Source organism: Agarivorans sp. Z349TD_8, assembly GCF_050870825.2.
GTDB lineage: Bacteria > Pseudomonadota > Gammaproteobacteria > Enterobacterales > Celerinatantimonadaceae > Agarivorans.
In genome coordinates, this window is sequence record NZ_CP194037.2 from 2575973 (window position 1) to 2602183 (window position 26211).

Consider the following 26211-nt stretch of genomic DNA (forward strand, 5'->3'; position numbering starts at 1 on the left):
GGCTATTTTTAAGCCTTACGGTTGGTGCGTTTTATAATAAAGATGAGATGTATAAAACCACTAAAAGTCTTCCAAGATTTTTTCGATAAACAAGTAGCCTATTCCCTTGAGTAACTCTGTATCACTCAAATCTCCAAATCGAATACTGGCTTTTTGTTCTTTAACCGAGGCTACATTGTCTTCAAAAGGATTGAAATGAGCTTGGTCCTTAACCTGAGCTAACCACTGCTCACCTAATTTTCTGGCTTCGCCATAAATGACGATATCATTCACACTCATCGTGACCAAAAAATTATAAATACTGATCCCCAATGTGCTTGCCGCTTTATTACAGACGCGGCGAACCAGCGGATCGTTTTCAAAATACCGTTGAACCGCTTGCTCAAATTCCAGCTCATCGAACTGGTACAACTCGTCAGAAAATCGGTTTTTTATTTGTTTTCTAATATCTGCCAACATGGCTTTAGTTGACGATATGGTTTCCAGACATCCGTAGCGACCGCAGCCACATTTTCGACCATCTTGATCGATGATTGAATGGCCTATCTGTCCGCTGCCATAAAGTGGCCCTCTAAATATTTGATCATCAATCAAAAATGAAGAACCAATCCCATAATCGACATTAATCACGCAAAAATCACGAATATGCTCGGGATTGGTCCACTTCTCCGCCAGAGCCAGCATCACACAGTCGTTATCAACCGCCACTTGGGTCTCTAATTCAGCTTCGAGAATATACTTAAAATCAATCGGACTATCCCAAGGTGCTTGGGGCATAAACATTGAAGTGCCAGCATGGACGTCTACCTGACCATGCAGTGCCAAAGCAATTTTTAATTTACCAACCGCAGCCGCGTTAACGCACTGCCGATAAGCCTTAATCACCAACTGCACCAACTCTTCGGGAATAGCAGGCGCTATATGCCACTCACGCAGCTCAAGTAGCAACTCCATTTTACCGTTAACCACTAACGCTGATATTTTACTGGGCGTGATGTGTATACAAATGATTGGACTGGATTTGTGAGATATTTGATACACACCGCTAGAGTTACCTCTTCCGATATGCTCGGTATGCACATGCTCTACCCAGCCCCTGTCTTCCAAAAACAGTAAAATTTTACTAATGGCAGGTATACTCAATTCAAGTAAGCGAGACAGACGTGACTTACTTAATTGTTGGTACTGAAAAAGGAGCCTAATAATCAACTTTGCGTTATAAGTTCTCACCGACTGATTATTCATGCCTTTCAGCATTTTAGACTCCTTGCTCATCCACTAAATAAGTTACCCTCTTTCGGCTAATCGTTGACGATATTGGTCTGCGCCAACTGCAAGCAACAAAATACCACCGCGTACTAAGTATTGGTAAAACGAGTCAATATTAAGCAGGTTCAGTGCATTTTCCACCGTTCCCATAATAAGTACCCCGACCGCAACCCCAACAATACTGGCCTTCCCGCCGTTTAGCGATACACCGCCCAGCACGCAAGCCGATATCACACTCAGCTCAAAACCTAAGGATGCGTTGGGTTGGCCACTGGTAATACGCGACGCCAGTATGACACCTGCAATGGCACAAATTGCCCCTTGTATCGCAAAATTGGCAATTCGAACTTTATCAACATCCACCCCGGCGAGTTTTGCCGCATCAGCATTCCCACCCACTGCTAAAGCATTTCGTCCATAAGCGGTATTTTTCAGCAAGAAGCCAAATACAATAAAGCACAATATAGTGATCACAATTGGCGTTGGTACTCCCAGAACCGTCGACTGGCCTAACATAAAGAAGTTCATGTTAACCACGCCTACCGCATTCCCACCGGAGATAATATAAGCGCCGCCGCGGACAATTTCCATCATCGCTAAGGTTGCAATAAGCGCATTCACCCGAACTTTAGTCACAAAAATACCATTCATGAGACCTATGAAAATACCCGCGACAAGCGCACCAAAAATCCCCAAGATAAAGCTATCGCTTGCGTTCACAATGAGTGCCGCCAATACGCCGTAAAATGCGACCTGAGAGCCCACCGATAGATCAAAATCTTTCGATGCGAGGCAGAACATCATCGTACAGGCCACCATGCCAATTTGTGAAATTGAAAGCCCAAGGCCCACCATATTCCTCAGTGAGAAAAAATAAGGGACAAATATTGCCAGTGCAATAAACAACAATATGTACACCACAATAATATTGAAGTTCTCACTACTGCGGATCAACGACCAAGTTGAGGTTTTTGCCGGGCTAGATAGATCGATCTGGGCCGTTTTATTTAAAGCGGTCATGCGCTCATCTCCTGTTCAGGGAAAGCTTTAGAAAGAATGCTTTCTTCTTGATATTCTTCACGTTTAAATTGGGCCGATATCTGATTTTCTCGCATCACATACAAGCGATCAGTAATGCCCATAATCTCGGGTAACTCGCTGGAAATCACAATAATCGATATTCCCTTGTTCGCTAATTCGTATAACACGTTATAAATTTGGTTCTTTGCCGAGACATCAATGCCCCGCGTTGGCTCATCGACAATCAATACATTGATACTGGGCTCTGCCAACCAACGGGCAAGGATCACTTTTTGCTGGTTCCCACCGGATAAAAACTGGATCTCTTTCTCTAAAGATGGCGTTTTAATATCCAGCCGTTTTACAAAGCGTTCCGCTTCCGACAACTCTTTAGCAAGATTGAGGATACCACCGAACCGCCAGAAGTTTCGGCGACTACTGACAGTGATGTTCTCCCAAACCGAACGAAAGGTGATATTGCCCTCTTTTTTGCGATCTTCAGAGCAATACAAGATCCCCTTTTGAATCGCCTTTTTAGGCGTTAACGACGGCAGCTTACAATGATTGAATGAAGCACTGATCTGCTGACTCGATATCGCGCCAATGATCGACTTCATCAATTCGGTACGGCCCGAACCAACCAAGCCAAAAAAACCTAGAATTTCACTTTTACGAACATTAAATTCAACGCTTTGAGGAAACTGATGGCTATGAATGCTGTCCAGCGAAAAATTAATTGCTCCGAGTTCTCTTGGGGAATAGTTATACATATCGCCCAAGTTACGGCCGATCATTTTCTCAATAATGGTTTTGCGATCAATTTGTTTCAAATCGTCATAAGAAATCACATGCTTCCCGTCTTTCATCACGGTGCACGAACTACATAAGTCGAATATCTCCGCCATTCGGTGTGAGATATAAATCAGGATCCGACCTTCGGCTTGTAACTGGCGGATCACTCTAAACAGAACTTTGGTTTCGGCCGACGACAAACTGCTGGTCGGTTCGTCTAATGCAATAATATTGGCATTTAATATCAACGCTTTGGCTATCTCCACCATTTGTTGCTGACCCATCGATAGCCCACTCACTTTATCTTTGGAAGAAAAGCTCAAGCCAAGGCTTTGCAACTGAATGTCGGCCTGTTGATTCATCTTTTTCCAATCAATTTTTCCCCGATGTGACGGAAAGCGACCCAAAAAAATATTCTCTGCAACACTCAGTTCTGGAACCAATTGCAGCTCTTGATGAATAATAGCGATACCGCCTTTAATCGCTTCACTGGGAGAACGAAAGTTGACGCTTTGGCCGTTGATGGCCACATGTCCCGAGCTCGCTGGGTAAATTCCCCCAAGTACTTTCATCAAGGTACTTTTGCCAGCGCCGTTAGCACCGATAAGACCGTGAACTTCGCCATGGCCTATCGAGAAACTAATGGCGTCGAGGGCTTTCACTCCGGGAAAGTTTTTAGATACATCGCAAAATTCGAGTTTGTTATTCATTCACACAATCCTTGATGAAATCGGGGTGAAACACCCCGAACATTGTACAATTACAAACCTAAACTTTTACGCACTTGTTGATAGTTATCTCGGGTTGCCAGATACCCTGAGGTATAAATTAACTTCTCAGGCTCGACTCCATTGGCGATCCAGTTATACATATTGATCGAGGTTTGATAGCCATGTGCTTTGGCACTTAAAATAATGGTCCCGTAGAATCCGGTAGAAACAGGCTTGCGGAATTCATTAATCGCTTCTTCGGTACCGTTAATACCAACACCAATAATGTCCGATGAAGCAATTCCGTTCCCTTCTAAGGCCCGAACGCCACCGATCACCACTTGATCATTCATGCCATAGACAATCCATTTTTTAAATTGGCCTTTCTGGGTGATTAAACTATTCGCGGCATTAAATGCTTGTTCGGTATTATCGAGTCGATGCGGTGCTTCAAACATATTGGCGGCTGGGTAATTTGCCTCGTTTAAAACATCAGTCGCCCCTTTGGTTCGTTGGTAAGCCGTTGGTAGCTGTTTGTAGGTGAGTGCCATCGCCGCCACTTCGTTGCGGTCCCAGCCACGCGCATCTATTTCTGCCAATAAAGCGTCCCCCACTTCACGTCCGATGTTATAAGCAGAAATCCCCATATGAACCACATCTTCAATGGGATTACCTTTGCCATCAATCAGTCGGTCATCCACCGACATTAACTTGAGTCCGTTTCTGTTGGCAGCAGCAACAACGGCAGGGCCTAATTTTACATTAGGGACACACACAATCACCCCATCAGCCTGTTGAGTGCCTAAGTTGTCCAACGCCGACATCAATTTTTGACCATCTTGCGCGCCAATTTTAATTAACTCGAAGCCTTTTTCTTTGGCCGCTACCTCTGCAAACTTCCATTCATCTTGGAACCAGCCTGCTTCGGGTTGTTTAACAATAAAACCAATTTTCTTTTTCGCTTCGGCAGCTGCGCCTAAAGACATAGAGCAAAGCGATGCAGTTAGTAATGCGGTACCAATTTTTTTGTAGAGTATATTCATAATTTGACCTATTTTAATCACCCAAAATGGTAATGCGTTCAGCCCTTGTTCAACTGAAATTCACACATTTCACGTCGTATTTTATATTTCTAAACTGCCGTTATTGTTTAACAGCTATCGTTATTATTCATGCTGATGTTAATGTAATGTTTGCTATATATTGTGAAGTTCAATCACGCTATATAGTAATCTTTGTTTAGTATTAATGTCCCTCCTCATTCGCTTTTAAAAAACTGCCATAGAGTTGGCTTATTAAACACAAGCTGGCAATAACAATGGATAAAGGCTTTCGATCAGACTGATCTTGGCGTGCCCCGGCTCCAATTGAAGAACCGCTAATCGGTCTTGGTTTGTTTCTGCGACACCACTATTGCTAAGTAGACTGCAGCCAAGTGATGCCAAATAGCGAATAAACCGACAATGAATTTGATGGTTTTTAGCAATGTCGCGATCAAATACGATCAGTTCTGGCAGCGACACCGCAAAAAAGTCCTCAACAACTGGGTCACTCAAGTGCGCATCGGCCCAGCGCTTCATCTCGGTGAAACGCGCCAGTGCTTGCTCTCGTTGACCACACTTGGCTAAGGCTAGCGCCTGAAAGAAAAGGTAATCGGCTGGTTGATCGTTGTAGTAACGGCTTTCGCTTAAGCTGGAACAACCGAGCATCGCTTTTTGCCAACACTGCTGTGCGTGCTGTAAATTTCCTCTCCATTCAGCAACACAACCTAATAAAAAATAAACATCATTGTCGGTTTGGCCTACCAGACGACCTTCGCTGAGATTATCAGGATAAGCAAAGGCATCGGACAACGCTTGTTCGGCTTCGGCGTAGTCTTTATTCATCATCAAGCTGCAAGCTTTGCGGATCAGCGAATTAATGTATTGACCGGTTATTTTCCCCTCGCCCCCCTCCCAAGGATGAAACTTTTTCTGTTGAAGGACTGAAAAAGCTAGCTCATGACGCCCTTCAATATTGAGTAAGCTGATCCATTCCGCAGTTAAATCATCTCGCTGCAACACCACATTTTGATGCAGATCCAATGCCTCGAGACGCTGTTGCGGTGAATAAGCGGCCAGCTTTCTTAAATGGTCGAGTTCAAACAAAACCCTCGCATCGCTTAAATCTAGCGCCCAAGCATAGGACATATGGCTAATCGCGTGTTCATAATCCCCATGTTTATTAGCGTGGTACACCGCCAAATTACGATGACAAGCTTTAAAACTAGGCCTATTGGATAAAGCTGTCTCCCATAACTTAACCGCTTTTGCGTAAGACTTTTTCGCATAGAAAAAACAACCGAGCAGATAATCGGCAAAGGGCTGACCAGCTAACTTGCTTAATGCAAGGCACTCGATAGGCGTATTCGGAAACAATACATTTTGATTAAATTGTTGTTCCGCCAGCGCCAACAAGGCTTGTGGATGCTGTTCACTTAATCCCGCTTTGATGAGCAAGGCATTTGCTCCTTCCGCATCGATTAAATCGATGGCCTGAATGGCTAAGTGAGTTAAACCTAAAGAATGATACAAACCGCTCACATGAACCGCATTAGCTTGTCGACCCTGACACAGCGTGATAAATCGCTGCTTCGATTCATGAGTTTGTTCAAGCCGGTAACGCTCCATAAATAGCGCGTAACCCAATGGAAACTGCTGAATTGCCGATTCGATATGTGCCTTCGCTTGTTGCTGGTGGCCCAATGCGATCAAAATCGCTGCTTTTACAAACGCGGCCTGGTAACTGGTTCCGTTGAGCGCTAACGAACGATTAATCTCATCCAATGCGTCTAAGTAACGCTGTTGAATAAATGAGATCCGCGCAGCCGCCAACAAACCACTATCACGACAGTTGCCACTCCAAGTCGATTTATAATAATCGGCATAGGCCAAATCCAACTGACCCAGTTTTTCATGTACACAAGCCCGAAGAAAACTAGCACGGCCGCAAGCCGGGTTCTTATTGTAACGATGCACTCGTTGGAGTGCTTTATCGAGTAAGGCCAATGCTTGTTGGTAATCGCAACGGTCATACTCTTGATGTGCCAAAGCAAGATTGCAGCGATAATCTAAGGGGTCTCTGGCCAAAGCTTCTAGATAATAGGCTTCTGGCTTACCACTAGCATGATGATACTGTTCTAAGTGTTGTCCAATTAAATACAGCTCGTCGACGGACAACACCTCCTTAGGTGGCAAAGGCGCATCGGCGGGATCTGGAATAGCCTGATCCGAAGCCCCGTGTTCCTGATAAACAAGCACCTTTTGACCATTCTGAGTAGTCACCGTGATACTTAATCGCTCGTCGGCAGAATAATCCAAGGTTTGTAAATACACCTCGCAAGGCTCAAACGAGAACGCTTCATCAACCAAGATCTCTTCATCGTTACGGATCACTACCCGTGCATGTTCAATCTTCGAGATAGCATATAGTCCCCACTGCACTTCATCTGCATCACGTTGCAGCTTTAATGCAACATCAGTATTGGCCTGATGCACCATGCCAAGTTGACTATAAGGAAGGAAGTTTTGTACGAAGATCTTCTCTTCGTTGGGATCGATCCAAGTAAAATCAGGCTGATTATCGGTAAATACACCAGTCATTAACTCAATGTAAGGGCCATTGCTATCGGTGAGATTTTTATCCCAAGCTAGGCCAAAATCGCAATTTCCCCAGGTCCACTGCTTTTTCCCCGGAGACAAATGATGGTTAGCGATATGTAAAAGGCCGCCTTGTTCATGATGGCTATAGGCCCCCACAAAATCGTAATCGGAACCAGCAGCCATATAAGAGGTCGGTACTGGCAGGTTTTTATATCTGGATATATCGGTACCCGGCGAGTAATCCACCTTATAATAAGTGCCCTTAGCTATCGGGAATTCACTCACATCGCGCTTGCCGTGATCATAAACTGCCGTAACATCGGGCGGGAAAATGCTCTGATGATCGTCGCCGCCTTTCACCGCTGGGTTAGACCACCATAGAAAATGCCGAGGCACAGCATTACCGTTATACACTTTACCCGTGATCTCAATAAGCGCCTTATCGGGATAAAGCTTAAAGCCTGCACTTACTTGTAAGCCATACATGTGCTCGACTTCACCCAGCCATACTTCTGCGCTACCATCGTTCAAGCTGCGAATATTCACATCAACTGGCATATAAGTGGTAGGCCGATGATGTTGCGGCCAGTTAAATTCAATCCCGCCAGATATCCACGGACCAACTAATCCAACCAGCGCCGGTTTTACCACCTCGTTGTAGTAAACAAAATCTCGTTGATTGACCTTATCGTAAGCGCGATGAATGCGACCACCAAGCTCTGGCAACAGCATTACTTTGATATAGTCATTTTCTAAATAGATGGCTTGGTATTCTTGGTCGACCGCTTGCTCGCGAATCGAATCAATCACCCCGTAGGGATACACTGCCCCAGAAGAGCCTTGGTAAACCCGCTTCTCAAGAAATAGTGGATTGGGATCCACAGAACCGGTGGGGTATGTTGGCAAAACAATTGTTTCTGACCATACATTCACGCTATTTCCCATACATATGCCTCAAAAGTACACGCTTCTAATTAAAAATAATGAAGATGCGGCAAGCTTATGCGCTATTTGAAATGAATTATTGTGAATGCTTCACGCTGTTTAATAATCTGAGTTTACTAACAGCGTTTTGATGAAGGGCTAAGCGCAACGTAGCCATGCGCGGCTTTAGAATTGTTATTCGAAAACGACAACACCCCAGCCTCTAAGTAATGAGTCAATTGACAATAGAGTTTTGTGTCAATATAGTGCCCTTTAATTTGTGATGATGGAATATCACTGCAAGATAAGATCTGCCCAGTGATCATCAATGTTAAATTTAACGACGCGAGTCGCCAAGCGATCGACGATATAGAGCCCATATTATTAAAGTAAAAAAATAGGCTGGGTAGTGATGCTTGTTGGCCAACTCAGTCTTATTTTTGCTGGTGGTGCTTTCAGAACAAGCGCTCGTGGCAAAATAATTGAAAATAGTAATCTTTTTAAGGTGATGTCTGCTGACGCCAACCACGTTTCATAGAGCATATACCAAACCAATTGAGAGTATTTTTTTAATAGCTTTTCTTCGTTAGATAGGCACGCTAATAGCCAAATTGAAAACTTGCTCTACAGCAACATTTGAGAACATCAGCGAGCCCAAAAGAGAAAATTTCGGGGGCGCTATTTACAAAAAATGTAAGGTAAAATAACGCGATGAATCATATTATTTTGGCTTTTGGCATTTTATGCACATTGAGCTGCGAAGCGAATACTTCAAGCGAGGTGATAGATTTTGGAAAAGATATATTACAAACAAGATATGAAGCATTTGCTGACAAAATGAACCAATGTGATAAGCAAGCAAGAAACACAAATGTATCAAACGAAACCTTAGTCCAATTGCAAAAAATCCCCTCTGAGGCTGCCTTAGCCTTAGCGGTGGTAAATTATAAAGCATTACAGCAATGTGCATTGTACGAATACAGCGAAGCGCTTAGGACCCTAGTATCTCTGGAAAACTTAGATGAGTTCAATCCGAGCACTGATGAAGCGTTAAAAATCAACAGGATTAAAGCCCTACTTGTTGCTGACATGAATATGTATATTGAAAAAGAATATGCAGAGATTTCCCCTGAGCTAAAAGTAAAACTAGAGGGAATGGCAGAACTCAAGTTTCCTTTTAATTTAAGTAACACGATTGAAAAAGCCTGGCCAAGCTCTTTCTAAAAATAGTATCACGTTGTATTTTTTTTATTCAATTTATCATTCCGGTTTAAGATGCCCTAGTGTGGTAAGGCTATCGGTTTTGTGTTTATGGACTACAGTCGTATCTCATATGGCTAACTGCCAAGTGTAAATAATACAGTGCTAGGGATTAAGGGAGTAACCAAAGCAATCGGCACCACATTTTTAAATACTGAACTGCCAAATCATCAAACACCGAATCAGGAGTCTAGCAATGATAAAAAGTGTACTCATTAGCCTTATTTACTGTCTGGTCATCTTTAGTTTTGTTGCATGGTACTGGCAGCAATCTGCAGAGCCACAACGTACTTGGCTATTTTATTTTGTGTTTACCATAGCCTTTGGCCAGAATGTTTATTACAGCTATAAACGCTCAAAAAAGTAATTTTAAACAGCTTAATCAAACCAAACCTTCGAGTGAGCAACTTCAAGGTGCTGGTCTAGGAGCTGCCGCGGGTTTATTGTTCGCTCATAGTAATAAGTCGAAGAACTCATTAGTGTATATATTGGCCAGTGGGCTTGTCGGGTGCATGGCTGCCAACGCCACTCGAAGATATAATTGTGTGGTATAAAAAAAGAGTGGGATGCATAGAGTCCCAATCCTTTTCCTAAACTGTATTAGTATGATTACCAAGCAATTTTGACGTAATCACACTGATACAATTAATAGATAGACAATTTTTCAGAAAGTCTCGCAGAAACCAATCTACACCCAATCCAAGGGTGATTAAATCATACGCTCTGTCATACCCAAAATCGCCGAACGTTATGAGACAAACCGAAACAAGATGAGATGATAAGCTATTGATTTAACTATTATATTACAGGCATAAAAAAAGACGCCCTTAGACGTCTTTTCATTTGAATATGGCGGTGACGGAGAGATTCGAACTCTCGATACCTTGCGGTATACACACTTTCCAGGCGTGCTCCTTCAGCCACTCGGACACGTCACCTAAATTGTTTTTCGCTCGGGGCGATAATGAGGCGCTAGATTACGGATAGCGTTGGCGAGGGTCAACTATTTTTTTCTAAAAAGGCGTTGGTTGCTGACTTCTTGCACAAGTATTGCTGTTGCAACGATAAAAGTACTCACAAAAAAAGGAAGCCGATGCTTCCTTTTATCCCTTTATCCATGCTTTGAATCGATCAACTTTAGATACGGTAGCCATTGCTTTGACGCAAATAAGCCGATGCGCCTTGTAAACCTGGTTGTTCTTCGGTGATCACATAAACGGGTACTTTAGCGACAAAATTTGCAAAACGCCCTTTAGCTTCGAAGCGCGCGCGGAATTCACTATGTTTAAAGAATTCCATAAAGCGACTAATAATACCGCCTGCAATGTAAACCCCGCCAAAGGTCGACATGTTTAAGGCAAGGTTGCCACCAAAGGAGCCAAGGGCGCGACAAAATACTTGCATCGCTTCAACGCATACCGGGCAACTTTCTTGCAAACCGCGGGTAGTAATGTCGGCAGGCTGTAAGTCTTCGGCTGCTTTGCCATGGTAGTCCATTAAGCCGAGATAAATATTGACCAAACCGGGTCCCGATAACAAGCGTTCTGCCGAAACGTGATCATAACGCTGTTGTAGGAAGCTCAAAACATGTGCTTCAAGTGCATCATTGGGTGCAAATTCAACATGCCCTCCCTCACCCGGAATGCACACATATTCGCTGTCGTGATGAATTAAATGCGCCACGCCTAAACCAGTGCCGGGGCCGTATACCGCGATAGGCTCTCCAGATTTGGCGGGTTCACCACCAATTTGTATTTTCTGGCTATCGCTCAAGGTTGGGATCGACATGGCAATGCCGGTGTAATCGTTGATCACATAAAAGTTTTCAAAGCCCAGTTGCTCTTGAACCGCCTTGCGAGAAAATGCCCAGCTATGATTGGTCATCGCAATCCAGTCTTGATCGGTTGGGCAAGCAATGGCGATACAGGCTTGGGTGACCGTTTCTTGTTGTTCGCTCAAGTACAACGACATAACATCAGCAATGCTGGGGAAGTCACCACACAGGTACTTCTGTAAACGACCTATTTCGCCAGTCTTTAACTCGACTAACGCCAAACGAATATTTGTGCCACCTACATCAGCGATCAACCCAAAACCGGCCATTATGTTTTCCTCGATAACAAATTAAAAAATAAAAACAAAAATATCATTAAATAACTCTAACAAACTATCATTAAATAGCTGTTGTTCTTAATTATCTGTGGATTTTAGCGCTTTTGTACTGGAATTTCGTTAGTAAATTACTAATATTTAGATTGATTTCAAAAATATTAGACCTAGCTCATACTATGAAAACGTTGTCTGGTCTATCATTCATGCTAATTTATCTTGTTTCAGCCAGCGGTCTATGTAATTGTATTACATATCTATATGTTGAAAAATTATTACATTTGACAATTTAACCTTAACAAATGCGCTTAATATAACGAGTATTATGAATACGCTTGAAAAAATAACAAAAAATTTAGAGAACTTTAGTAAGTCCGAACGAAAGGTTGCTGAAGTTATTATTGCCTCTCCTCAAACGGCAATCCATTCAAGTATTGCCGCATTGGCTAAATTAGCTGATGTAAGCGAACCGACCGTTAACCGCTTTTGTCGTCGCTTAGATACTAAGGGATTTCCCGACTTTAAACTACATTTAGCGCAAAGCTTGGCTAACGGTACACCTTATGTGAACCGCCATGTAGATGAGGAAGACGGACCAGAAGCCTACACTGCCAAAATATTCGAATCTTCGATGGCCAGTTTAGAAGCGGCAAAAAATAGCTTAGATCCGGTGGCGGTGAATCGTGCTGTCGATTTACTCACTCAGGCGAAGAAGATTTCATTCTTTGGTTTAGGCGCTTCAGCCTCGGTTGCCCAAGATGCATTAAATAAGTTTTTCCGCTTCAACGTGCCAGTAAGCTACTTTGATGATGTTGTGATGATGCGCATGAGCTGTATTGTGGCCACCGAAGAAGATGTGATTATTTTAATTTCACATACTGGTCGCACCAAAGCGATGATCGATATTGCAATACTTGCCCAACAAAATGATTCGATGGTTATTGGCATCACCACTAAAGACTCCCCACTCGCCAAAGAATGTAATTTGGTGTTGTCGATGGATGTTCCGGAAGATACTGACGTTTATATGCCAATGGCATCACGTATTGCGCAAATGGCTCTTATCGACGTACTCGCAACAGGCTTTACACTGCGTCGTGGTGAACGATTCAGAGAGAATTTGCGTAAAGTGAAACAAAGCTTAAAAGACTCTAGAACCGATAAAGGTATCGAATAATCAAACGCAGCCTGCTAAGCGCTAGTCTTTATACTAACTTTTAGCAGGCTTACCATTAGATGTTCCCTGAACTGTTACCACAGTTCGTGATTCTATCTTTGTGAATACAAAAAAAGGATGCAATGGCATCCTTTTTTATTTGTAGTCGCCAAATGAATTAGGCAACATGCACAGCGCTAATTGGCGTGTTTTTCGCTTCTAATACGCCAGGTTCGAAGTGGTCAACCTGAATCGCCTTGGAACGTAAAGCATCTGCTTTGAGTAACTCAGCGGCTTCGGTCTCACTTAAGATATCCTGCGCCTGAGCAGCAGCAACGATTTCTGCAAGCTCAACCTTACGTGGTAACTGACCCGCTTTCTGAGCTTTGGCGATCTTCCGCTCGAGTGGTCTCACTTTATACATCGCCAAAAATGCCTGCTCAATAATTGCAACCGCATCTCCTTTACTGCCATCGGTCACACATAACTGACTTAAGCGCTCGCGAGCGGAGCCTGGTGTCATCATGGTTTCACAAATTTTATGGCCTATTGCATCATTCGCGAGCTTAAAGCGATTGCCATATGGGAACACCACCGATTTTAATACTCGTGCCACCACCCGACTCGAGAAGTTTTGAAAGAAACCTTCAAAAGCTATACCAATTTCGTAAAGATTACGTTCTATCGCCCACTTCACAAACGGTAGATCTTCTGCCGGACGCCCTTGATCTTCATAATGTTTTAAGGTGGCTGACGCTAAGTAAAGATGACTCAGCACATCACCTAAGCGCGCAGAGATCCGTTCTTTACGTTTTAATTCTCCACCTAGAATCAACATCGACATATCGGCACACAAAGCTAATCCTCGGCTCATCCGGGTTAATTGGCGATAATAAACAGCGGTTTCTCCCGAAACCGGGCTTGAATTAAAATAAGCACCGGTTAAGCCTTGGAATAAGCTACCCACAAAGTTGCCTGCGCCAAAAGCGATATGTTTGATTAACAGGCCATCGAATTCGGCGAGTCCTGCGGCTTCGTCTGGATTAGCAGCCGCCTGCAATTCTTTGAGAACATATGGATGACAGCGTGTAGCACCCTGACCAAAGATCATTAAGTTACGGGTGAGAATGTTGGCACCTTCCACCGTGATCGCAACTGGGATCCCGTTATAGGCATGGCCTAAGTAGTTCATTTCACCCAGTTGGATCCCCCGTCCCGAATGAATATCCATGGCATCATCTAACACGGTACGCGCCATTTCGGTCATATGGTACTTAGCAATCGCGGTGACAATGGCAGGGCTTTGATCTAAATCTAAAGCGCCTGCGGTAAGACGACGGGCAGCCTCTAATTGATAGGTCATGCCGCCAATCCGAGCCAAGGCCTCTTCAACGCCTTCAAAACGCCCAATCGATAAACCAAATTGTTTACGAACATAGGCATAAGCACTGGTAGTTCGTGAACTCATATGGCCCACCGCCGTACCCAAGGCTGGAAGCGAAATACCGCGACCGGCCGATAAACATTCAACCAGCATTCGCCAACCTTTACCGGCGTAATCAGAGCCACCAATAATCCAATCTAAGGGAATGAATACATCATCACCAAACGTTGGGCCATTCATAAAGGCTAAACCTAACGGAAAATGGCGATCGCCGGTACGCACACCGGGATGGTCGGTTGGGATCAGCGCACAGGTAATACCCAGCTCTTGCTGCTCACCGAGCAGATGTTCGGGATCATACAGTTTAAAGGCTAAGCCAAGAACCGTAGCAACAGGTGCCAGCGTAATGTAGCGCTTATTCCAATTTAAGCGGATCCCCACAACCTCTTCACCATTAAACTCCCCCTTACATATAATCCCTTTATCGGGTATCGCTCCTGCATCAGAGCCTGCTTCTGGGCCAGTTAAGGCAAAACAAGGCACATGAGTGCCATCGGCTAAGCCGGGTAACCAATGATCTTTCTGTTGCTGGGTGCCATAGTGCAGTAACAGCTCACCTGGGCCTAAAGAGTTAGGCACCATCACCGTTACCGCAGCCGATAAACTGCGAGTGGCAATGGTGCTAACAATGGTTGAATTAGCAATTGCCGAAAACTCTCGTCCGCCATAACTTTTAGGGATAATTAATGCAAAAAAACCTTCGGCTTTTAAGTAATCCCATACCGGTTTGGGCAAATCGCGTTGGTTTTGCACAATGTCGAAGTCATCTAGTAGCTTGAGTAAGCTTGCAACCTGATTATCCATAAAGGCTTGTTCGGCTTCACTTAAACGCGCTTTAGGATATTGATGTAATTTACTCCAGTCGGGTTTTCCTCCAAATAGTTCGCCGTCCCACCATACCGACCCCGCTTCCATGGCTTCTTTTTCAGTTTGCGACAGGGGGGGCAAAATCTTTTTAAACATCTTAAAGGCTGGTCGCGAAACCAGCTTGATCCGTGTCTCGGTAATACTTAACAGCACCACGATAGCGGTCAGCAACATTAGTATAATTGTCATGGCTGTATCCTTTATTTCACGTCGTATTTTTGGCTCACTAGCCTATCGTTATTATGGGTTATTTGGCGCACCGACCCCGGCGGCCAGATAAGGAATCACCTTACGGATCAGTCCTTCGGTATTAATTTGTTCGTTAAAGTCGGCGCTGGCGATATCTTTTAAGGCCGCGCTTGATGCCATAGTGAATACCACCGTACCGAGGGTAAAGTGTAAACGCCAAAAGATGTCACTGTCAGATAACTCCGGATAAGCACGCTTCACCGCTTGCTGGAAACGACTTAATACTTCTCCGAAATGGTGAGTAATAAATTTTCGTAGGTGACCTTGGCTATCGGTATAACCTCGGCCTAGCAGTAACAACAACATTGCAGTGCCGTGCTTTTTAATTTGATTCATCGCCAGCAAGGGTTCAATAAATGAATTGAACACCTGCTCCAGACTGGGCGCGTGCTCGCTCTGCGTATGCACGAGCATCGCCTCGTCAACTAACGGCATAAACTGCTCTAAATAGCGCATCAACACTGCTTGGATCAGCTCTTTTTTTGAACCAAAATGATAGTTCACCGAAGCAAGGTTCACTTCTGCCTCCGAAGTAATTAGTCTCAATGAGGTATCGGCAAAACCGCGTTCTGCAAATAAACGCTCTGCTGCATCGAGGATCTTACTTTTTGTTCCTTGTCTCACCATCACACCTTTAAAAATTAAACAACTGTTTAAAAACTACGTTTAAGACCCCGCGATGTCAATGTTTATGGCATGGATATTTGGTGAAGAGAACAAAAAACGAGAACTGTCGTCGACTTTTTTATATAGAAAATAAAAAAATTTGAAACTTTCTAGAAAACGGCGGGTCTTAATCTATGCCACTGCAATTAAACACTTAAATTGAACGCCCAGCATCCCTGTAGCTGGGCTTTTTTTTTGCCTTCGAAAACTTAAGGCCGAATAGCGTCGACTTTCAAATGCGCAAAGATACGGTTTATCACATAATCAACACCCTCAGGCTTAAGCTTCAGCTTTCTACGTCCCTGTTGATCGATTTCCACCGCAGCAAAGGCTTGCATACTTAACTGCCAACTGGGGCGACCTGAACCAGGCTGATATAAACTGAGGTATAGAGTTGCTCGCTGAAAATCTTGATTGCCATCATCGGCTAAACCGGGAGACACCCCAAATAAACTCATCAGTTGCAGGTCACTAAGTTGCTGGCTGCTAGGAATAGCAAAGGCCAACCAATAGTCACAACTTTCGCTCGCCTTACTTTGATAAGCAAGCCCGCGCTCGAGCAATGCATTGGTAAGTGCGTGGTGCATCAGATCATAGGCTGCTAAATCCGACAATTGTGGATTACGCAGCGCTTCGGCCAACATGGGATGGTCACATACGGTTTGTTGGGCTATTAAAGCAAAACCCGTGTCGGCGCTCACCACTATCGTGTCGCGCTGTTGCTGAGCACTGCGTTGCGGTTGGTTTAGCGGCACCTGCGGACTACAAGCGCCTAACAATAAAACCCCTACACTCCAGCAAATTGCCAGTTTCATATCGTTCGCCTCTATTTATTGAGTACTTACATGATTCACTATGAATGGCGGTTCCACAAGCATTGTTGCCCAATACCCGCTGTCAACTCGCCTCAAAATATCGAGAGCCCCCTGTTTTTTCCTACGCTTCGTTTCACTTCCAGCTAACATTCTGGCTACTTAATACACAATTGACTCGACTTCACAAAATATAATCTAATTTCCAACTCACACCCACAAGCATCTGTTAAATATACATTTATTGTAAAAACCAACCGGACTAAAACAGCCATTATCATTAAATAATTAATATTTTTTTCATGCATCGTGAAATCTTTTTTTAATAAACTCGGTTTCATTAGTTACAACGAAGTAAGCAAGTTGTAACAAACACCAGACTAAATGAATAAGGGAACAACCATGAAGAAATCTAACCTCGCCGTCGCTACTGCCATATCAGGTTTAATCGCTTTAGGAACTTTGGGTGCAAGCCCTGCATTCGCAGCAGATAAAGAAAAATGCTACGGCGTTGCCAAAGCGGGTCAAAATGATTGTGCCACTAAAAACAGCTCTTGTGCTGGCACTGCAAAATCTGACAGCCAGAAAGATGCATTTGTGGTTTTACCCAAAGGTCTCTGCGGCAAATTGGCCGGCGGCAGTACCCAAGCTAGCTAATAAATAACATTGAATAAGCAAACCAACATTTAAAGATCACTACATTAGGAATCAACTATGAAAAAATCTAACCTCGCCATCGCTACTGCTGTTTCAGGTTTAATCGCTTTAGGAACTTTAGGTGCAAGCCCTGCATTCGCCGCCGATAAAGAAAAATGCTACGGCGTTGCCAAAGCAGGCCAAAATGACTGCGCGACTAAAAATAGCTCTTGTGCTGGCACTGCAAAATCTGACAGCCAGAAAGATGCATTTGTGGTTTTACCTAAGGGTCTTTGTGGCAAATTAGCTGGCGGTAGCACCGAAGCTAGCTAAGTTGATGATGTCGAACCAAGTTTGGTTCGACAGTCCCTTCCCACCCCGTAAAGATGACGATAAATATGACTAAAAAACAATACGGCTTGGGTTTACGATCCGCCTTTGCGACACAGCTATTAGCCAAACATCCCAACATCGATTGGCTAGAAATTCACGCCGAAAATTATTTCAATCTACATAGCTACGACTATCACCAGCTGACTCAAATTGCTGAACACACCCCTATTAGCGTACATGGCGTTGGGCTATCACTAGGTTCTAGCGATGCATTGAGTATTGCTCATTTAAGCAAACTAAAAACCTTAATTGATCACATTCAACCTTTTATAATTTCCGAACATTTAAGCTGGAGTAGTATAAATGGCCGTTATTACAACGACCTGCTACCCCTACCTTATACTGAAGAATGCTTAAAAGTATTTGTTGACCACGTGAATCAAGCCCAAGATTTTCTAGGACGACAGCTATTAATCGAAAACCCTTCCGCATATTTGGCCTATGCAGAAAGCCATATCCCTGAACCCGAATTTTTAAACCAACTCGTGGCGCAAACGGGCTGTGGGCTCTTGCTTGATATTAACAATGTATATGTGAGTGCTTATAACTTAGGCTGGGATTATCAGCAGTACCTCGAGCACCTCAATCTTAACGCCGTACAAGAGATCCATCTAGCGGGCTACACCGAAAAACAATTTGATGGAAAAACGGTGCTGATTGATAGCCATAACCAAGCCGTCCATCAACCCGTTTGGGATTTATATCAATACTTCCAGCAACACTTTACAAACCAGATTCCTGTACTCATCGAATGGGATAGTGACTTCCCTGCGCTAGAAGTACTGTGCCAGGAAATGGATCGAGCGCGCGCAATTGATCAACTAGTGACAGAGGTGGCTTGTGCTTAAACAATTACAACAGCAGTTTTCAAATGCACTAAACCATCAAGAAAACGCCATCCATCAACATCTTCAGCAAGGCCAGTTGACTGCCGACGAATCGATGCAGATATACCAAAACAACTACTTGTTGAGTTTAAGCGAAGCCCTCTCTGCGAGCTACCCAACCATCCAAAAATTGGTTGGTGAAGAATATTTTTGTCAATCGGCTAAGCGTTTCATCTTGGCCAAAGGACACGATCAAGGCGACTTGAATTTATTTGGTCAAGGTTTTGATTTATTTCTGCAACAACAACCCGAGTTAGCCGAGCTCCCCTATTTGCCAGCAGTTGCTCAACTCGATTGGCTGATTGAGCAAACCGCCGGGCAAGCATTGAGTTCCACGTTTTTGTCTATCGCTGAACTGCAAACCATTGCGCCTGAAAACTTGGGGTCTGTGGTTTTGCACTTGGCCCCGCAATATACCTTGTTATCCAGCCAGTATCCTATTTTTGATATTTATCAGATGGTACAGACCGAGCAAGTTGAGGCGATCGAGCTACAACAAAATGACTATCTATTACTCACTAAACAAGCCAACTTTGAAGTTGCCATAGAACAAATATCGGCTCTTAGTTTTGAGTTCTTAGCCCACTGTCATCAGCAACGGCCTTTAGAACAATTACCGGAACATTGTCTGTTTGAACTAGAAGCCTTATTGGGTGATGCCATCCATCAACAAAGGTTTGCCAGCTTTAGCGACGCAAACGCCACCGGAGGGCCAGAGCATGGCAATCTATAATCTCTATTTAAAAGCTGTCACGGCGATGCAATCACTTCTGATCCCGCTGTTACTCACCATCACCCGACTGTGGGTTGCTTCGGTGTTTTTTCGTTCTGGTTATCTTAAGATCAGTTCATGGGATTCAACTCTTTACTTATTTGAAGAAGAATATCAGGTTCCGATTATTCCTTGGGAGTTAGCCGCTTACTTGGGCACCGCCGCAGAATTAATTTTGCCAATCTTTTTAGTCTTGGGTTTATTTACCCGTATATTTTCCTTAAAACTGTTCGTATTCAACATTATTGCGGTCGTGTCTTATCCTGTGCTGTGGCCGGGCGGATTCTATGATCACCAATTATGGGGACTGATGTTACTGATCAACTTAATATGGGGCGCAGGTCCTCTTTCATTGGATCGTTACCTCACGCATAAAATGGCACAAAAAAAAGCGGCCTAAGCCGCTTTTTCATTAAGCTTTCATTTTTGCATCCAGCTCTTCAATCTTGGCCTTCCAAATAGCAGGGCCTTGTTGATGAGCTGAGTTGCCATCACTATCTACCGCTACCGTGACTGGCATATCTTCAACTTCAAACTCGTAGATGGCTTCCATACCTAAATCTTCAAACGCGACGACTTTGGCTTGCTTAATCGCTTTAGACACCAAATAGGCGGCGCCACCTACTGCCATTAGGTAAACCGATTGGTGCTTCGCGATAGAATCAACGGTTGCTTGGCCGCGTTCTGCCTTACCAATCATGCCCAACAAACCGGTTTCTTCAAGCATCATGTCGGTAAACTTATCCATCCGAGTCGAGGTCGTTGGGCCTGCAGGGCCTACAGCTTCGTCGCGTACCGCATCAACTGGCCCTACGTAGTAAATAAAGCGACCGTTAAAATCGACGCCATTGGGGAATGGTTTACCTTGCTCTAAGTATTCTTTAATACGCTTATGCGCTGCATCGCGACCCGTTAAAATCTTACCATTAAGCAATACCGTTTCGCCCATTTTCCAGCTGGCTATTTCTTCTTTAGTAATGCTGTTTACATCAACACGGCGTACATTGTCACCCACATCCCAGGTAATTTCTGGCCAGTCTTCCAGCTTCGGTGGCGTGAGCAGTGCTGGACCACTACCATCCAAAACAAAATGAGCATGCCGAGTCGCCGCACAGTTGGGGATCAAAACCACCGGCTTGGATGCCGCATGAGTTGGGCAAGATTTTACTTTGACATCTAAAACCGTGGTTAAGCCCCCCAAGCCTTGCGCACCAATTCCCAGCTTATTAATACCTTCCATTAATTCTAAACGTAGCTCTTCATCGGCGTTAGTTGCGCCACGCTCCTGTAGGTCTTGAATATCTACCGGATCCATCAGCGATTCTTTTGCCATCACTGCAGCCTTCTCTGCGGTACCACCAATGCCAATTCCAACCATGCCGGGAGGACACCAACCGGCTCCCATGGTCGGCAAGGTTTTAAGTACCCACTCGGCCACAGAGTCAGAAGGGTTAAGCATCGCCATTTTTGATTTGTTTTCACTACCACCGCCCTTCGCGGCGACCATAATTTCCACTTTATCACCAGCGACTAAATCGATGTGAACCACCGCGGGCGTATTATCTTTGGTATTTTTCCTCGCCCCATTCGGGTCGGCGACAATAGAAGCGCGCAGTGGATTATCGGGATTGGTATAGGCTCGTCGCACGCCTTCGTCGACCATTTCCTGCACGGTAAGGTCGCTGTCCCACTGAACCTGCATACCGACTTTGACAAAGGCTGTAATAATGCCGGTATCTTGACAAATCGGTCGTAAACCTTGGGCGCACATTCGTGAGTTAATTAAAATTTGTGCGATGGCATCTTTTGCCGCGGTACTTTGCTCTTTCTCGTAAGCCGCAGCCATCGCTTTCACAAAATCGAGAGGATGGTAATAAGAAATGAATTGCAGTGATTCAGCGACACTGTCAATAAAGTCTTGTTTTCGGATGATGGTCATAAAGTCTCCACAGGTCCTTATTTTGCCTTGGTACATTGAGTGAACTCAGTCCTTGGCTATTCGGGTTATAATCGTTATCCTTCCCGCCTATAATACGCTTGCGCTATAAAGCCTGCTATAACCTAGTCCGAAATTTTTACAATTTATCTACGTATTTATAATACCTTTAGCTAATGGCCAGTAAAAACCAACCCTATGATTGTTAGTAAATCTTTTTGTTTAGAATCGGCAACGCTATTCGAGCGGATCGCCAACCAACAGTGGTGTTGCTTCTTGCAATCCGCATCCAGTGAGCATGAGAATAGCCGTTACGACATTTTAGTGGCTGATCCCATCGCCACGGTTTGTACTCGAGCGGAAATATCCACGGTTAGACTTGGCGAGCAACACTACCAAAGCAAACAAGCCCCCTTCGATTTATTAGAAAAACTGCGGCTGCAATTATTTTCTAAGGCGACGGATCAGCAACTTGAACTCCCATTTTGCGGTGGTGCTCTGGGACTTTGGTCATACGATTTGGGTCGCCAATTGGAGCCGCTACCACAGCGTCTTCAAGCTGATCTGCGTAGTCCGGATATGGCAGTCGGATTTTATGACTGGGCCTTGATCTATGACCACCAACAACAACGTAGTACTCTCGTGCACTACGCTGATCATGATGATCAATTAAGCGCCTATGCGCAGCTGGTAGAACGCGAGCAATGGTTATTACAACAGCAAGCGGCACCTGAGCAAACATTTAGTTTAACCAGCCAATGGCAGAGCAACCTTAGTCAGGCACAGTATCAGCAACGTTTTGCTCAGGTGCAACAATACCTACTCAGTGGCGACTGCTACCAAATTAATTTAACCCAACGCTTTCAAGCCAGCTATCAAGGTAGTGAACTCACTGCTTATCAAAAACTGATTGCAGCCAACAAAGCACCATTTTCGGCGTTTTTACGCCTCGAAGACAGCTGTATTCTGAGTGTATCGCCCGAACGTTTTATTCGCCTGAAACAAGGAATGATCGAAACCAAACCGATTAAAGGCACTCGCCCGCGCAGTAGCGATCCGGCTAAAGATAGAGCTTTAGCCGAAGAACTGGCCATCGCGGAAAAAGATCAAGCCGAGAACTTGATGATTGTCGACCTATTGCGAAATGACATTGGCCGAGTCGCCAAGTCTGGCAGTGTGACAGTGCCCAAGCTATTTAATATAGAATCGTTCCCTGCGGTGCACCATCTGGTGAGTACCATTCGCGCAGAACTTGCCAAACAGTACTCAAGCGAACAACTTCTAGCGGCCTGTTTTCCTGGAGGATCAATCACTGGCGCGCCTAAAATCCGGGCGATGCAGATTATTGAAGAACTTGAAGCAAACCGCCGTAACGCCTATTGTGGAGCTATCGGTTATATCAGCGCCAATGGCGATATGGATACCAATATCACGATCCGAACTTTGGTATGTGAACAACAGCAGATCTATTGTTGGGCTGGCGGCGGGATTGTGGTTGACTCTGAGGTCGATGCCGAATACCAAGAATGTTTCGATAAGCTCAGTCGTATTTTGCCAGCCTTACAGTAAGGCTGAGACTCAAGGATCCAATTGTATTTATGCATACCCACCACTACCTACAACGCTATCTATTGCATCCTGCTGTGGCCAACTCAGCCAAGTCAACAAAGCAAGCTGCGGCAGTCTTGGTGCCAATCATCGCCCAGCCAGGACAAACGGAGCAACTGGTACTGACTCAGCGCAGCGCTCAGTTACGGCATCACCCCTCGGAGATCAGCTTTCCCGGCGGGAAATACGACAGCACCGATCACAACTTACAACACACTGCATTGCGTGAAACCGAAGAAGAAATAGGAATTAACCCCAAGTTATTTACCATTTTAGGGCAACTTCCGCAGTTAAATACCGTCAGCAATTTCTCGGTGAGTCCCTTTATCGCGACCGCCAAGCAAGACCTTGCGTTTAAGATCAACGACAACGAAGTGGCTCAAGTGATTGTTTTACCCTTGCAGCCTTTTTTGTCTTTAAGCAATTATCAGGGCTATCGTTTTTATCGCAAAGGCCGCGTGAAACAGGTTTATTTCATCGAAGTCGAAAAGCACGTCATTTGGGGAGCAACCGCGCAAATATTGTATAATTTGGCCTCTCATTGTTGCGGATAACTAGATATACTTAGCACAACAGAATTAATAACTTATTCGATTCGATTTTTTAGGTAACAACATAAATGGTAAGTTTATTTGACCTTTTTTCCATTGGTATTGGTCCATCCAGCTCTCATACCGTAGGCCCGATGAAGGCGGCGAAACTATTTGCTGAAAATTTACAACCGCAATTCCAGCGGATCAATCACTTACAAGTCGAGCTATTTGGCTCGTTAGGCGCCACCGGGAAAGGCCACGGCACAGGTAAGGCAGTCATTCTCGGCCTATTAGGCGAAACTCCCGAGTCTATTGATATTGATGCCGTTGAGCAAATGTTACAAGAGGTAGAACAAAGCCAAGAGTTAAATTTATTAAACTCTAAAATAATTAACTTTCCAAAAGTTGGCGCGATTGTTTTTCACCGACGTAGAAGCTTGCCTGTGCACAGTAATGCCTTACGTTTTACCGCCACACTCGACAATGGTAAAACCATTTCGGCAACCTACTACTCGATTGGTGGAGGTTACATTATTGAAGATGGCGAAGCCGTTGCAGCCCATGAGGCTAACTACCCCTACCCTTACGACAGTGCCGATTCCTTACTATTACGCTGTAAAGAAAGCGGTAAAAGCATCGCTGCGGTGGTTTCTTGCAATGAGCAAGTACATTGTTCTACGCGTAGCATTAGCGCGTATACCCAACAAATTTGGCAAACAATGCAAGCCTGTGTGGCTCGCGGTATGGGAGAAGAGGGGATCTTACCCGGCGGCCTTAAGCTAGCTCGACGAGCCCCCTGCTTAAAGCGCCAGCTCAATTCGCAACAAAACCTAAGCTCTGATCCCCTCAATGTTATGGACTGGGTCAATTTATATGCGCTTGCCGTTAGCGAAGAAAATGCCGCAGGTGGACGCGTGGTTACCGCTCCGACCAATGGGGCCGCGGGGATCATTCCTGCCGTATTACATTACTATCACAATTTTGTACAAGCCTTAGACCAAGATGCCCTAAATCAGTTTTTTTTGACCGCCACCGCAATTGGCTCTTTATATAAAACCAACGCTTCAATTTCTGGTGCCGAAGTTGGATGTCAGGGCGAGGTGGGCGTCGCCTGCTCAATGGCGGCAGCTGGCTTAACGGCTCTATTTGGCGGCAAACCCGAACAAATTGAAAATGCAGCCGAGATCGGCATCGAACATAATCTAGGACTCACCTGTGACCCCATCGGTGGTTTGGTACAAGTTCCTTGTATCGAACGCAATGCGATGGGCGCATTGAAAGCGATTAATGCCGCACGTTTAGCGCTTCGCGGGAGTGGAGAACACAAGGTATCGCTAGACAAAGCGATAAAAACGATGTGGGAAACTGGTCGTGATATGAAGAGTAAGTACAAAGAAACATCGCGCGGTGGTTTAGCGGTCAACATTATCGAGTGTTAAAGCAGCCAGCTAACTAGCGAATTAAAATCAGAAACAATAAAAGCAGTCACTTCGACTGCTTTTTTGAACACTTAAATGGTTGGTAATTGGATCTCGTTGAACAAAGCTTCAACTTCATCGAATGATTTTGCTTGTACTGCCCTATCGACTAAATCGCGAGTCAAATGAGGAGCAAAGCGTTCGATGAAATCATACATATAGGTCCGTAGGAAGGTTCCTTTTCGGAAACAAATTTTAGTGGTACTCGCTCTAAATAAGTGACTCGCATCAATCGCGACTAAGTCCTGATCTTGTTGCTTATCAATCGCCATCGTTGCCAATACCCCGACACCAATGCCCATTCGCACATAAGTTTTAATCACGTCGGCGTCGGTGGCAGTAAAGACAATTTTGGGTACCTTACCCGCACGGCCAAAGGCGTCGTCAAGGTCTGAGCGTCCAGTAAAACCAAAAATATAGGTGACAATTGAATGTTTAGCTAAATCATTAATGGTCACAACTTCACCATTCAGATGTTTCTTCGCCAGCTCATGATCGGGTGGTACGAGAATACTCCGGTTCCAGTGATAACACGGCAACATCACCAAATCGGAAAAGATATGCAAGGCCTCGGTCGCAATCGCAAAGTCTGCACTGCCCTTGGCAACCGCTTCGTTAATTTGATTGGGCGTGCCTTGATGCATATTTAACGAAACATTCGGATAACGATGAATAAAACCTTGAATCACTTCTGGTAGGGCATAACGTGCTTGAGTATGGGTGGTGGAAATGTTTAATGAGCCTTGGTCAGGATGAGTATGCTGACTAGCCACAGCTTTAATGCTCTCCACCTTCGCCATAATTTCATTGCTGATCCGTATAATTTCTTGGCCAGCAGGGGTGACTTGGCTAAGATGTTTGCCACTACGTTTAAAGATTTGTACCCCTAACTCGTCTTCTAACAAGCGGATCTGCTTACTGATCCCCGGTTGCGAGGTATATAAACTTTCGGCAGTTGCAGATACGTTAAGGTTATTATTAACGACTTCTGCGATATAGCGTAATTGCTGCAATTTCATTTTGTTAGATTCTCTAGCGCCAAACTGTCT

General features: G+C 44.5%; 22 protein-coding genes and 1 tRNA gene. 11 read left to right on the top strand and 12 right to left on the bottom strand.

The features are described 5' to 3' along the window. Nucleotides 1–60: 60 nt before the first annotated feature. The 5 genes from ACRRS1_RS11700 to ACRRS1_RS11720 form a co-directional block, all read right to left on the bottom strand. Nucleotides 61–1257, bottom strand: coding sequence for an ROK family protein (locus ACRRS1_RS11700; protein ID WP_432467785.1), 1197 nt, complete (start codon nucleotides 1255–1257; stop codon nucleotides 61–63). Between the two features lie 30 nt (nucleotides 1258–1287). Further along, the gene (gene araH / locus ACRRS1_RS11705; RefSeq protein ID WP_432453002.1) at nucleotides 1288–2289 is read right to left on the bottom strand and encodes an L-arabinose ABC transporter permease AraH; all 1002 of its coding nucleotides are present in this window, start codon (nucleotides 2287–2289) and stop codon (nucleotides 1288–1290) included. Further along, nucleotides 2286–3791 carry an ATP-binding cassette domain-containing protein gene (locus ACRRS1_RS11710; RefSeq protein ID WP_432467784.1) on the bottom strand — a complete coding sequence of 502 codons (1506 nt, stop codon included), beginning with the start codon at nucleotides 3789–3791 and terminating at the stop codon, nucleotides 2286–2288. Before ACRRS1_RS11710 ends, araH begins: the two co-directional genes overlap by 4 nt. A 50-nt stretch (nucleotides 3792–3841) precedes the next feature. Then, nucleotides 3842–4834, bottom strand: a complete 993-nt coding sequence (locus tag ACRRS1_RS11715; protein WP_432453000.1) for an arabinose ABC transporter substrate-binding protein — start codon at nucleotides 4832–4834, stop codon at nucleotides 3842–3844. A gap of 252 nt (nucleotides 4835–5086) precedes the next feature. Continuing rightward, entirely contained in the window at nucleotides 5087–8365 is a 3279-nt protein-coding gene (locus tag ACRRS1_RS11720) for a DUF5107 domain-containing protein (protein ID WP_432467783.1), read from the bottom strand. 702 nt (nucleotides 8366–9067) lie between these two features. On the opposite strand from ACRRS1_RS11720, the gene ACRRS1_RS11725 reads away from it, so the two are divergent. After that, nucleotides 9068–9580: a hypothetical protein gene (locus tag ACRRS1_RS11725; RefSeq protein WP_432452998.1), complete on the top strand. Its 513-nt coding sequence runs from the start codon at nucleotides 9068–9070 to the stop codon at nucleotides 9578–9580. A 232-nt stretch (nucleotides 9581–9812) separates the two neighbouring features. Continuing rightward, nucleotides 9813–9983 (top strand): hypothetical protein, encoded by a 171-nt coding sequence (locus ACRRS1_RS11730; RefSeq protein ID WP_432467781.1) that lies wholly within the window; start codon nucleotides 9813–9815, stop codon nucleotides 9981–9983. A 483-nt stretch (nucleotides 9984–10466) separates the two neighbouring features. Here ACRRS1_RS11730 and ACRRS1_RS11735 read toward each other — a convergent pair. Further along, nucleotides 10467–10554, bottom strand: a tRNA-Ser gene (locus tag ACRRS1_RS11735). Nucleotides 10555–10753: 199 nt separating this feature from the next. Next, the gene (locus ACRRS1_RS11740) at nucleotides 10754–11719 is read right to left on the bottom strand and encodes a glucokinase (RefSeq protein WP_432467779.1); all 966 of its coding nucleotides are present in this window, start codon (nucleotides 11717–11719) and stop codon (nucleotides 10754–10756) included. A gap of 331 nt (nucleotides 11720–12050) precedes the next feature. Between ACRRS1_RS11740 and ACRRS1_RS11745 the strand changes: the two genes are divergently transcribed. Continuing rightward, nucleotides 12051–12902, top strand: coding sequence for a MurR/RpiR family transcriptional regulator (locus tag ACRRS1_RS11745; RefSeq protein WP_432452995.1), 852 nt, complete (start codon nucleotides 12051–12053; stop codon nucleotides 12900–12902). Between the two features lie 157 nt (nucleotides 12903–13059). On the opposite strand, the gene ACRRS1_RS11750 is transcribed toward ACRRS1_RS11745, so the two are convergent. From ACRRS1_RS11750 to ACRRS1_RS11760, 3 genes are all read right to left on the bottom strand, one after another. Further along, nucleotides 13060–15381, bottom strand: coding sequence for an acyl-CoA dehydrogenase (locus ACRRS1_RS11750; RefSeq protein WP_432467778.1), 2322 nt, complete (start codon nucleotides 15379–15381; stop codon nucleotides 13060–13062). 51 nt (nucleotides 15382–15432) lie between these two features. Further along, nucleotides 15433–16071, bottom strand: coding sequence for a TetR/AcrR family transcriptional regulator (locus tag ACRRS1_RS11755; RefSeq protein ID WP_432452993.1), 639 nt, complete (start codon nucleotides 16069–16071; stop codon nucleotides 15433–15435). A gap of 245 nt (nucleotides 16072–16316) precedes the next feature. After that, nucleotides 16317–16922 carry a hypothetical protein gene (locus ACRRS1_RS11760; RefSeq protein WP_432467776.1) on the bottom strand — a complete coding sequence of 202 codons (606 nt, stop codon included), beginning with the start codon at nucleotides 16920–16922 and terminating at the stop codon, nucleotides 16317–16319. A 399-nt stretch (nucleotides 16923–17321) separates the two neighbouring features. On the opposite strand from ACRRS1_RS11760, the gene ACRRS1_RS11765 reads away from it, so the two are divergent. From ACRRS1_RS11765 to ACRRS1_RS11785, 5 genes are all read left to right on the top strand, one after another. Next, nucleotides 17322–17576 (top strand): BufA1 family periplasmic bufferin-type metallophore, encoded by a 255-nt coding sequence (locus tag ACRRS1_RS11765; RefSeq protein ID WP_432467775.1) that lies wholly within the window; start codon nucleotides 17322–17324, stop codon nucleotides 17574–17576. Nucleotides 17577–17633: 57 nt separating this feature from the next. After that, nucleotides 17634–17888 (top strand): BufA1 family periplasmic bufferin-type metallophore, encoded by a 255-nt coding sequence (locus ACRRS1_RS11770; protein ID WP_432452989.1) that lies wholly within the window; start codon nucleotides 17634–17636, stop codon nucleotides 17886–17888. A gap of 65 nt (nucleotides 17889–17953) precedes the next feature. Next, entirely contained in the window at nucleotides 17954–18796 is an 843-nt protein-coding gene (gene bufB / locus ACRRS1_RS11775) for an MNIO family bufferin maturase (protein WP_432467774.1), read from the top strand. Further along, entirely contained in the window at nucleotides 18789–19568 is a 780-nt protein-coding gene (locus tag ACRRS1_RS11780) for an HvfC/BufC family peptide modification chaperone (protein ID WP_432459466.1), read from the top strand. The genes bufB and ACRRS1_RS11780 overlap by 8 nt, the downstream gene beginning before the upstream one ends. Continuing rightward, nucleotides 19555–20007, top strand: a complete 453-nt coding sequence (locus tag ACRRS1_RS11785) for a DoxX family protein (RefSeq protein WP_432452985.1) — start codon at nucleotides 19555–19557, stop codon at nucleotides 20005–20007. Before ACRRS1_RS11780 ends, ACRRS1_RS11785 begins: the two co-directional genes overlap by 14 nt. Nucleotides 20008–20019: 12 nt before the next feature. On the opposite strand, the gene ACRRS1_RS11790 is transcribed toward ACRRS1_RS11785, so the two are convergent. Next, the gene (locus ACRRS1_RS11790; RefSeq protein ID WP_432452984.1) at nucleotides 20020–21546 is read right to left on the bottom strand and encodes a fumarate hydratase; all 1527 of its coding nucleotides are present in this window, start codon (nucleotides 21544–21546) and stop codon (nucleotides 20020–20022) included. A 195-nt stretch (nucleotides 21547–21741) separates the two neighbouring features. On the opposite strand from ACRRS1_RS11790, the gene pabB reads away from it, so the two are divergent. The 3 genes from pabB to ACRRS1_RS11805 all read left to right on the top strand — a co-directional run bounded on the left by pabB (nucleotide 21742) and on the right by ACRRS1_RS11805 (nucleotide 25123). Next, complete coding sequence (gene pabB / locus ACRRS1_RS11795; RefSeq protein ID WP_432467773.1) at nucleotides 21742–23112, top strand: aminodeoxychorismate synthase component I; 1371 nt, start codon at nucleotides 21742–21744, stop codon at nucleotides 23110–23112. A gap of 29 nt (nucleotides 23113–23141) precedes the next feature. Further along, nucleotides 23142–23705: a CoA pyrophosphatase gene (locus tag ACRRS1_RS11800; protein ID WP_432452982.1), complete on the top strand. Its 564-nt coding sequence runs from the start codon at nucleotides 23142–23144 to the stop codon at nucleotides 23703–23705. Between the two features lie 65 nt (nucleotides 23706–23770). After that, a complete protein-coding gene (locus tag ACRRS1_RS11805; protein ID WP_432463137.1) occupies nucleotides 23771–25123 on the top strand; it encodes an L-serine ammonia-lyase in 1353 nt (450 codons plus the stop codon). A 71-nt stretch (nucleotides 25124–25194) separates the two neighbouring features. On the opposite strand, the gene cysB is transcribed toward ACRRS1_RS11805, so the two are convergent. After that, nucleotides 25195–26181, bottom strand: a complete 987-nt coding sequence (gene cysB / locus ACRRS1_RS11810; RefSeq protein ID WP_432452980.1) for an HTH-type transcriptional regulator CysB — start codon at nucleotides 26179–26181, stop codon at nucleotides 25195–25197. Nucleotides 26182–26211: the final 30 nt, after the last annotated feature.

What these genes read in the sequence shown, in the direction of transcription:
- bufB (WP_432467774.1), top strand. Translation starts at nt 17,954, where the DNA reads ATGACTAAAAAACAATACGGCTTGGGTTTACGATCCGCCTTTGCGACA.
- ACRRS1_RS11765 (WP_432467775.1), top strand. Translation starts at nt 17,322, where the DNA reads ATGAAGAAATCTAACCTCGCCGTCGCTACTGCCATATCAGGTTTAATC.
- ACRRS1_RS11730 (WP_432467781.1), top strand. Translation starts at nt 9,813, where the DNA reads ATGATAAAAAGTGTACTCATTAGCCTTATTTACTGTCTGGTCATCTTT.
- ACRRS1_RS11700 (WP_432467785.1), bottom strand. Translation starts at nt 1,257, where the DNA reads ATGCTGAAAGGCATGAATAATCAGTCGGTGAGAACTTATAACGCAAAG.
- ACRRS1_RS11745 (WP_432452995.1), top strand. Translation starts at nt 12,051, where the DNA reads ATGAATACGCTTGAAAAAATAACAAAAAATTTAGAGAACTTTAGTAAG.
- cysB (WP_432452980.1), bottom strand. Translation starts at nt 26,181, where the DNA reads ATGAAATTGCAGCAATTACGCTATATCGCAGAAGTCGTTAATAATAAC.
- ACRRS1_RS11710 (WP_432467784.1), bottom strand. Translation starts at nt 3,791, where the DNA reads ATGAATAACAAACTCGAATTTTGCGATGTATCTAAAAACTTTCCCGGA.
- ACRRS1_RS11785 (WP_432452985.1), top strand. Translation starts at nt 19,555, where the DNA reads ATGGCAATCTATAATCTCTATTTAAAAGCTGTCACGGCGATGCAATCA.
- ACRRS1_RS11805 (WP_432463137.1), top strand. Translation starts at nt 23,771, where the DNA reads ATGGTAAGTTTATTTGACCTTTTTTCCATTGGTATTGGTCCATCCAGC.
- ACRRS1_RS11800 (WP_432452982.1), top strand. Translation starts at nt 23,142, where the DNA reads ATGCATACCCACCACTACCTACAACGCTATCTATTGCATCCTGCTGTG.
- ACRRS1_RS11770 (WP_432452989.1), top strand. Translation starts at nt 17,634, where the DNA reads ATGAAAAAATCTAACCTCGCCATCGCTACTGCTGTTTCAGGTTTAATC.
- ACRRS1_RS11725 (WP_432452998.1), top strand. Translation starts at nt 9,068, where the DNA reads ATGAATCATATTATTTTGGCTTTTGGCATTTTATGCACATTGAGCTGC.
- araH (WP_432453002.1), bottom strand. Translation starts at nt 2,289, where the DNA reads ATGACCGCTTTAAATAAAACGGCCCAGATCGATCTATCTAGCCCGGCA.
- ACRRS1_RS11760 (WP_432467776.1), bottom strand. Translation starts at nt 16,922, where the DNA reads ATGAAACTGGCAATTTGCTGGAGTGTAGGGGTTTTATTGTTAGGCGCT.
- pabB (WP_432467773.1), top strand. Translation starts at nt 21,742, where the DNA reads ATGATTGTTAGTAAATCTTTTTGTTTAGAATCGGCAACGCTATTCGAG.
- ACRRS1_RS11740 (WP_432467779.1), bottom strand. Translation starts at nt 11,719, where the DNA reads ATGGCCGGTTTTGGGTTGATCGCTGATGTAGGTGGCACAAATATTCGT.
- ACRRS1_RS11715 (WP_432453000.1), bottom strand. Translation starts at nt 4,834, where the DNA reads ATGAATATACTCTACAAAAAAATTGGTACCGCATTACTAACTGCATCG.
- ACRRS1_RS11750 (WP_432467778.1), bottom strand. Translation starts at nt 15,381, where the DNA reads ATGACAATTATACTAATGTTGCTGACCGCTATCGTGGTGCTGTTAAGT.
- ACRRS1_RS11790 (WP_432452984.1), bottom strand. Translation starts at nt 21,546, where the DNA reads ATGACCATCATCCGAAAACAAGACTTTATTGACAGTGTCGCTGAATCA.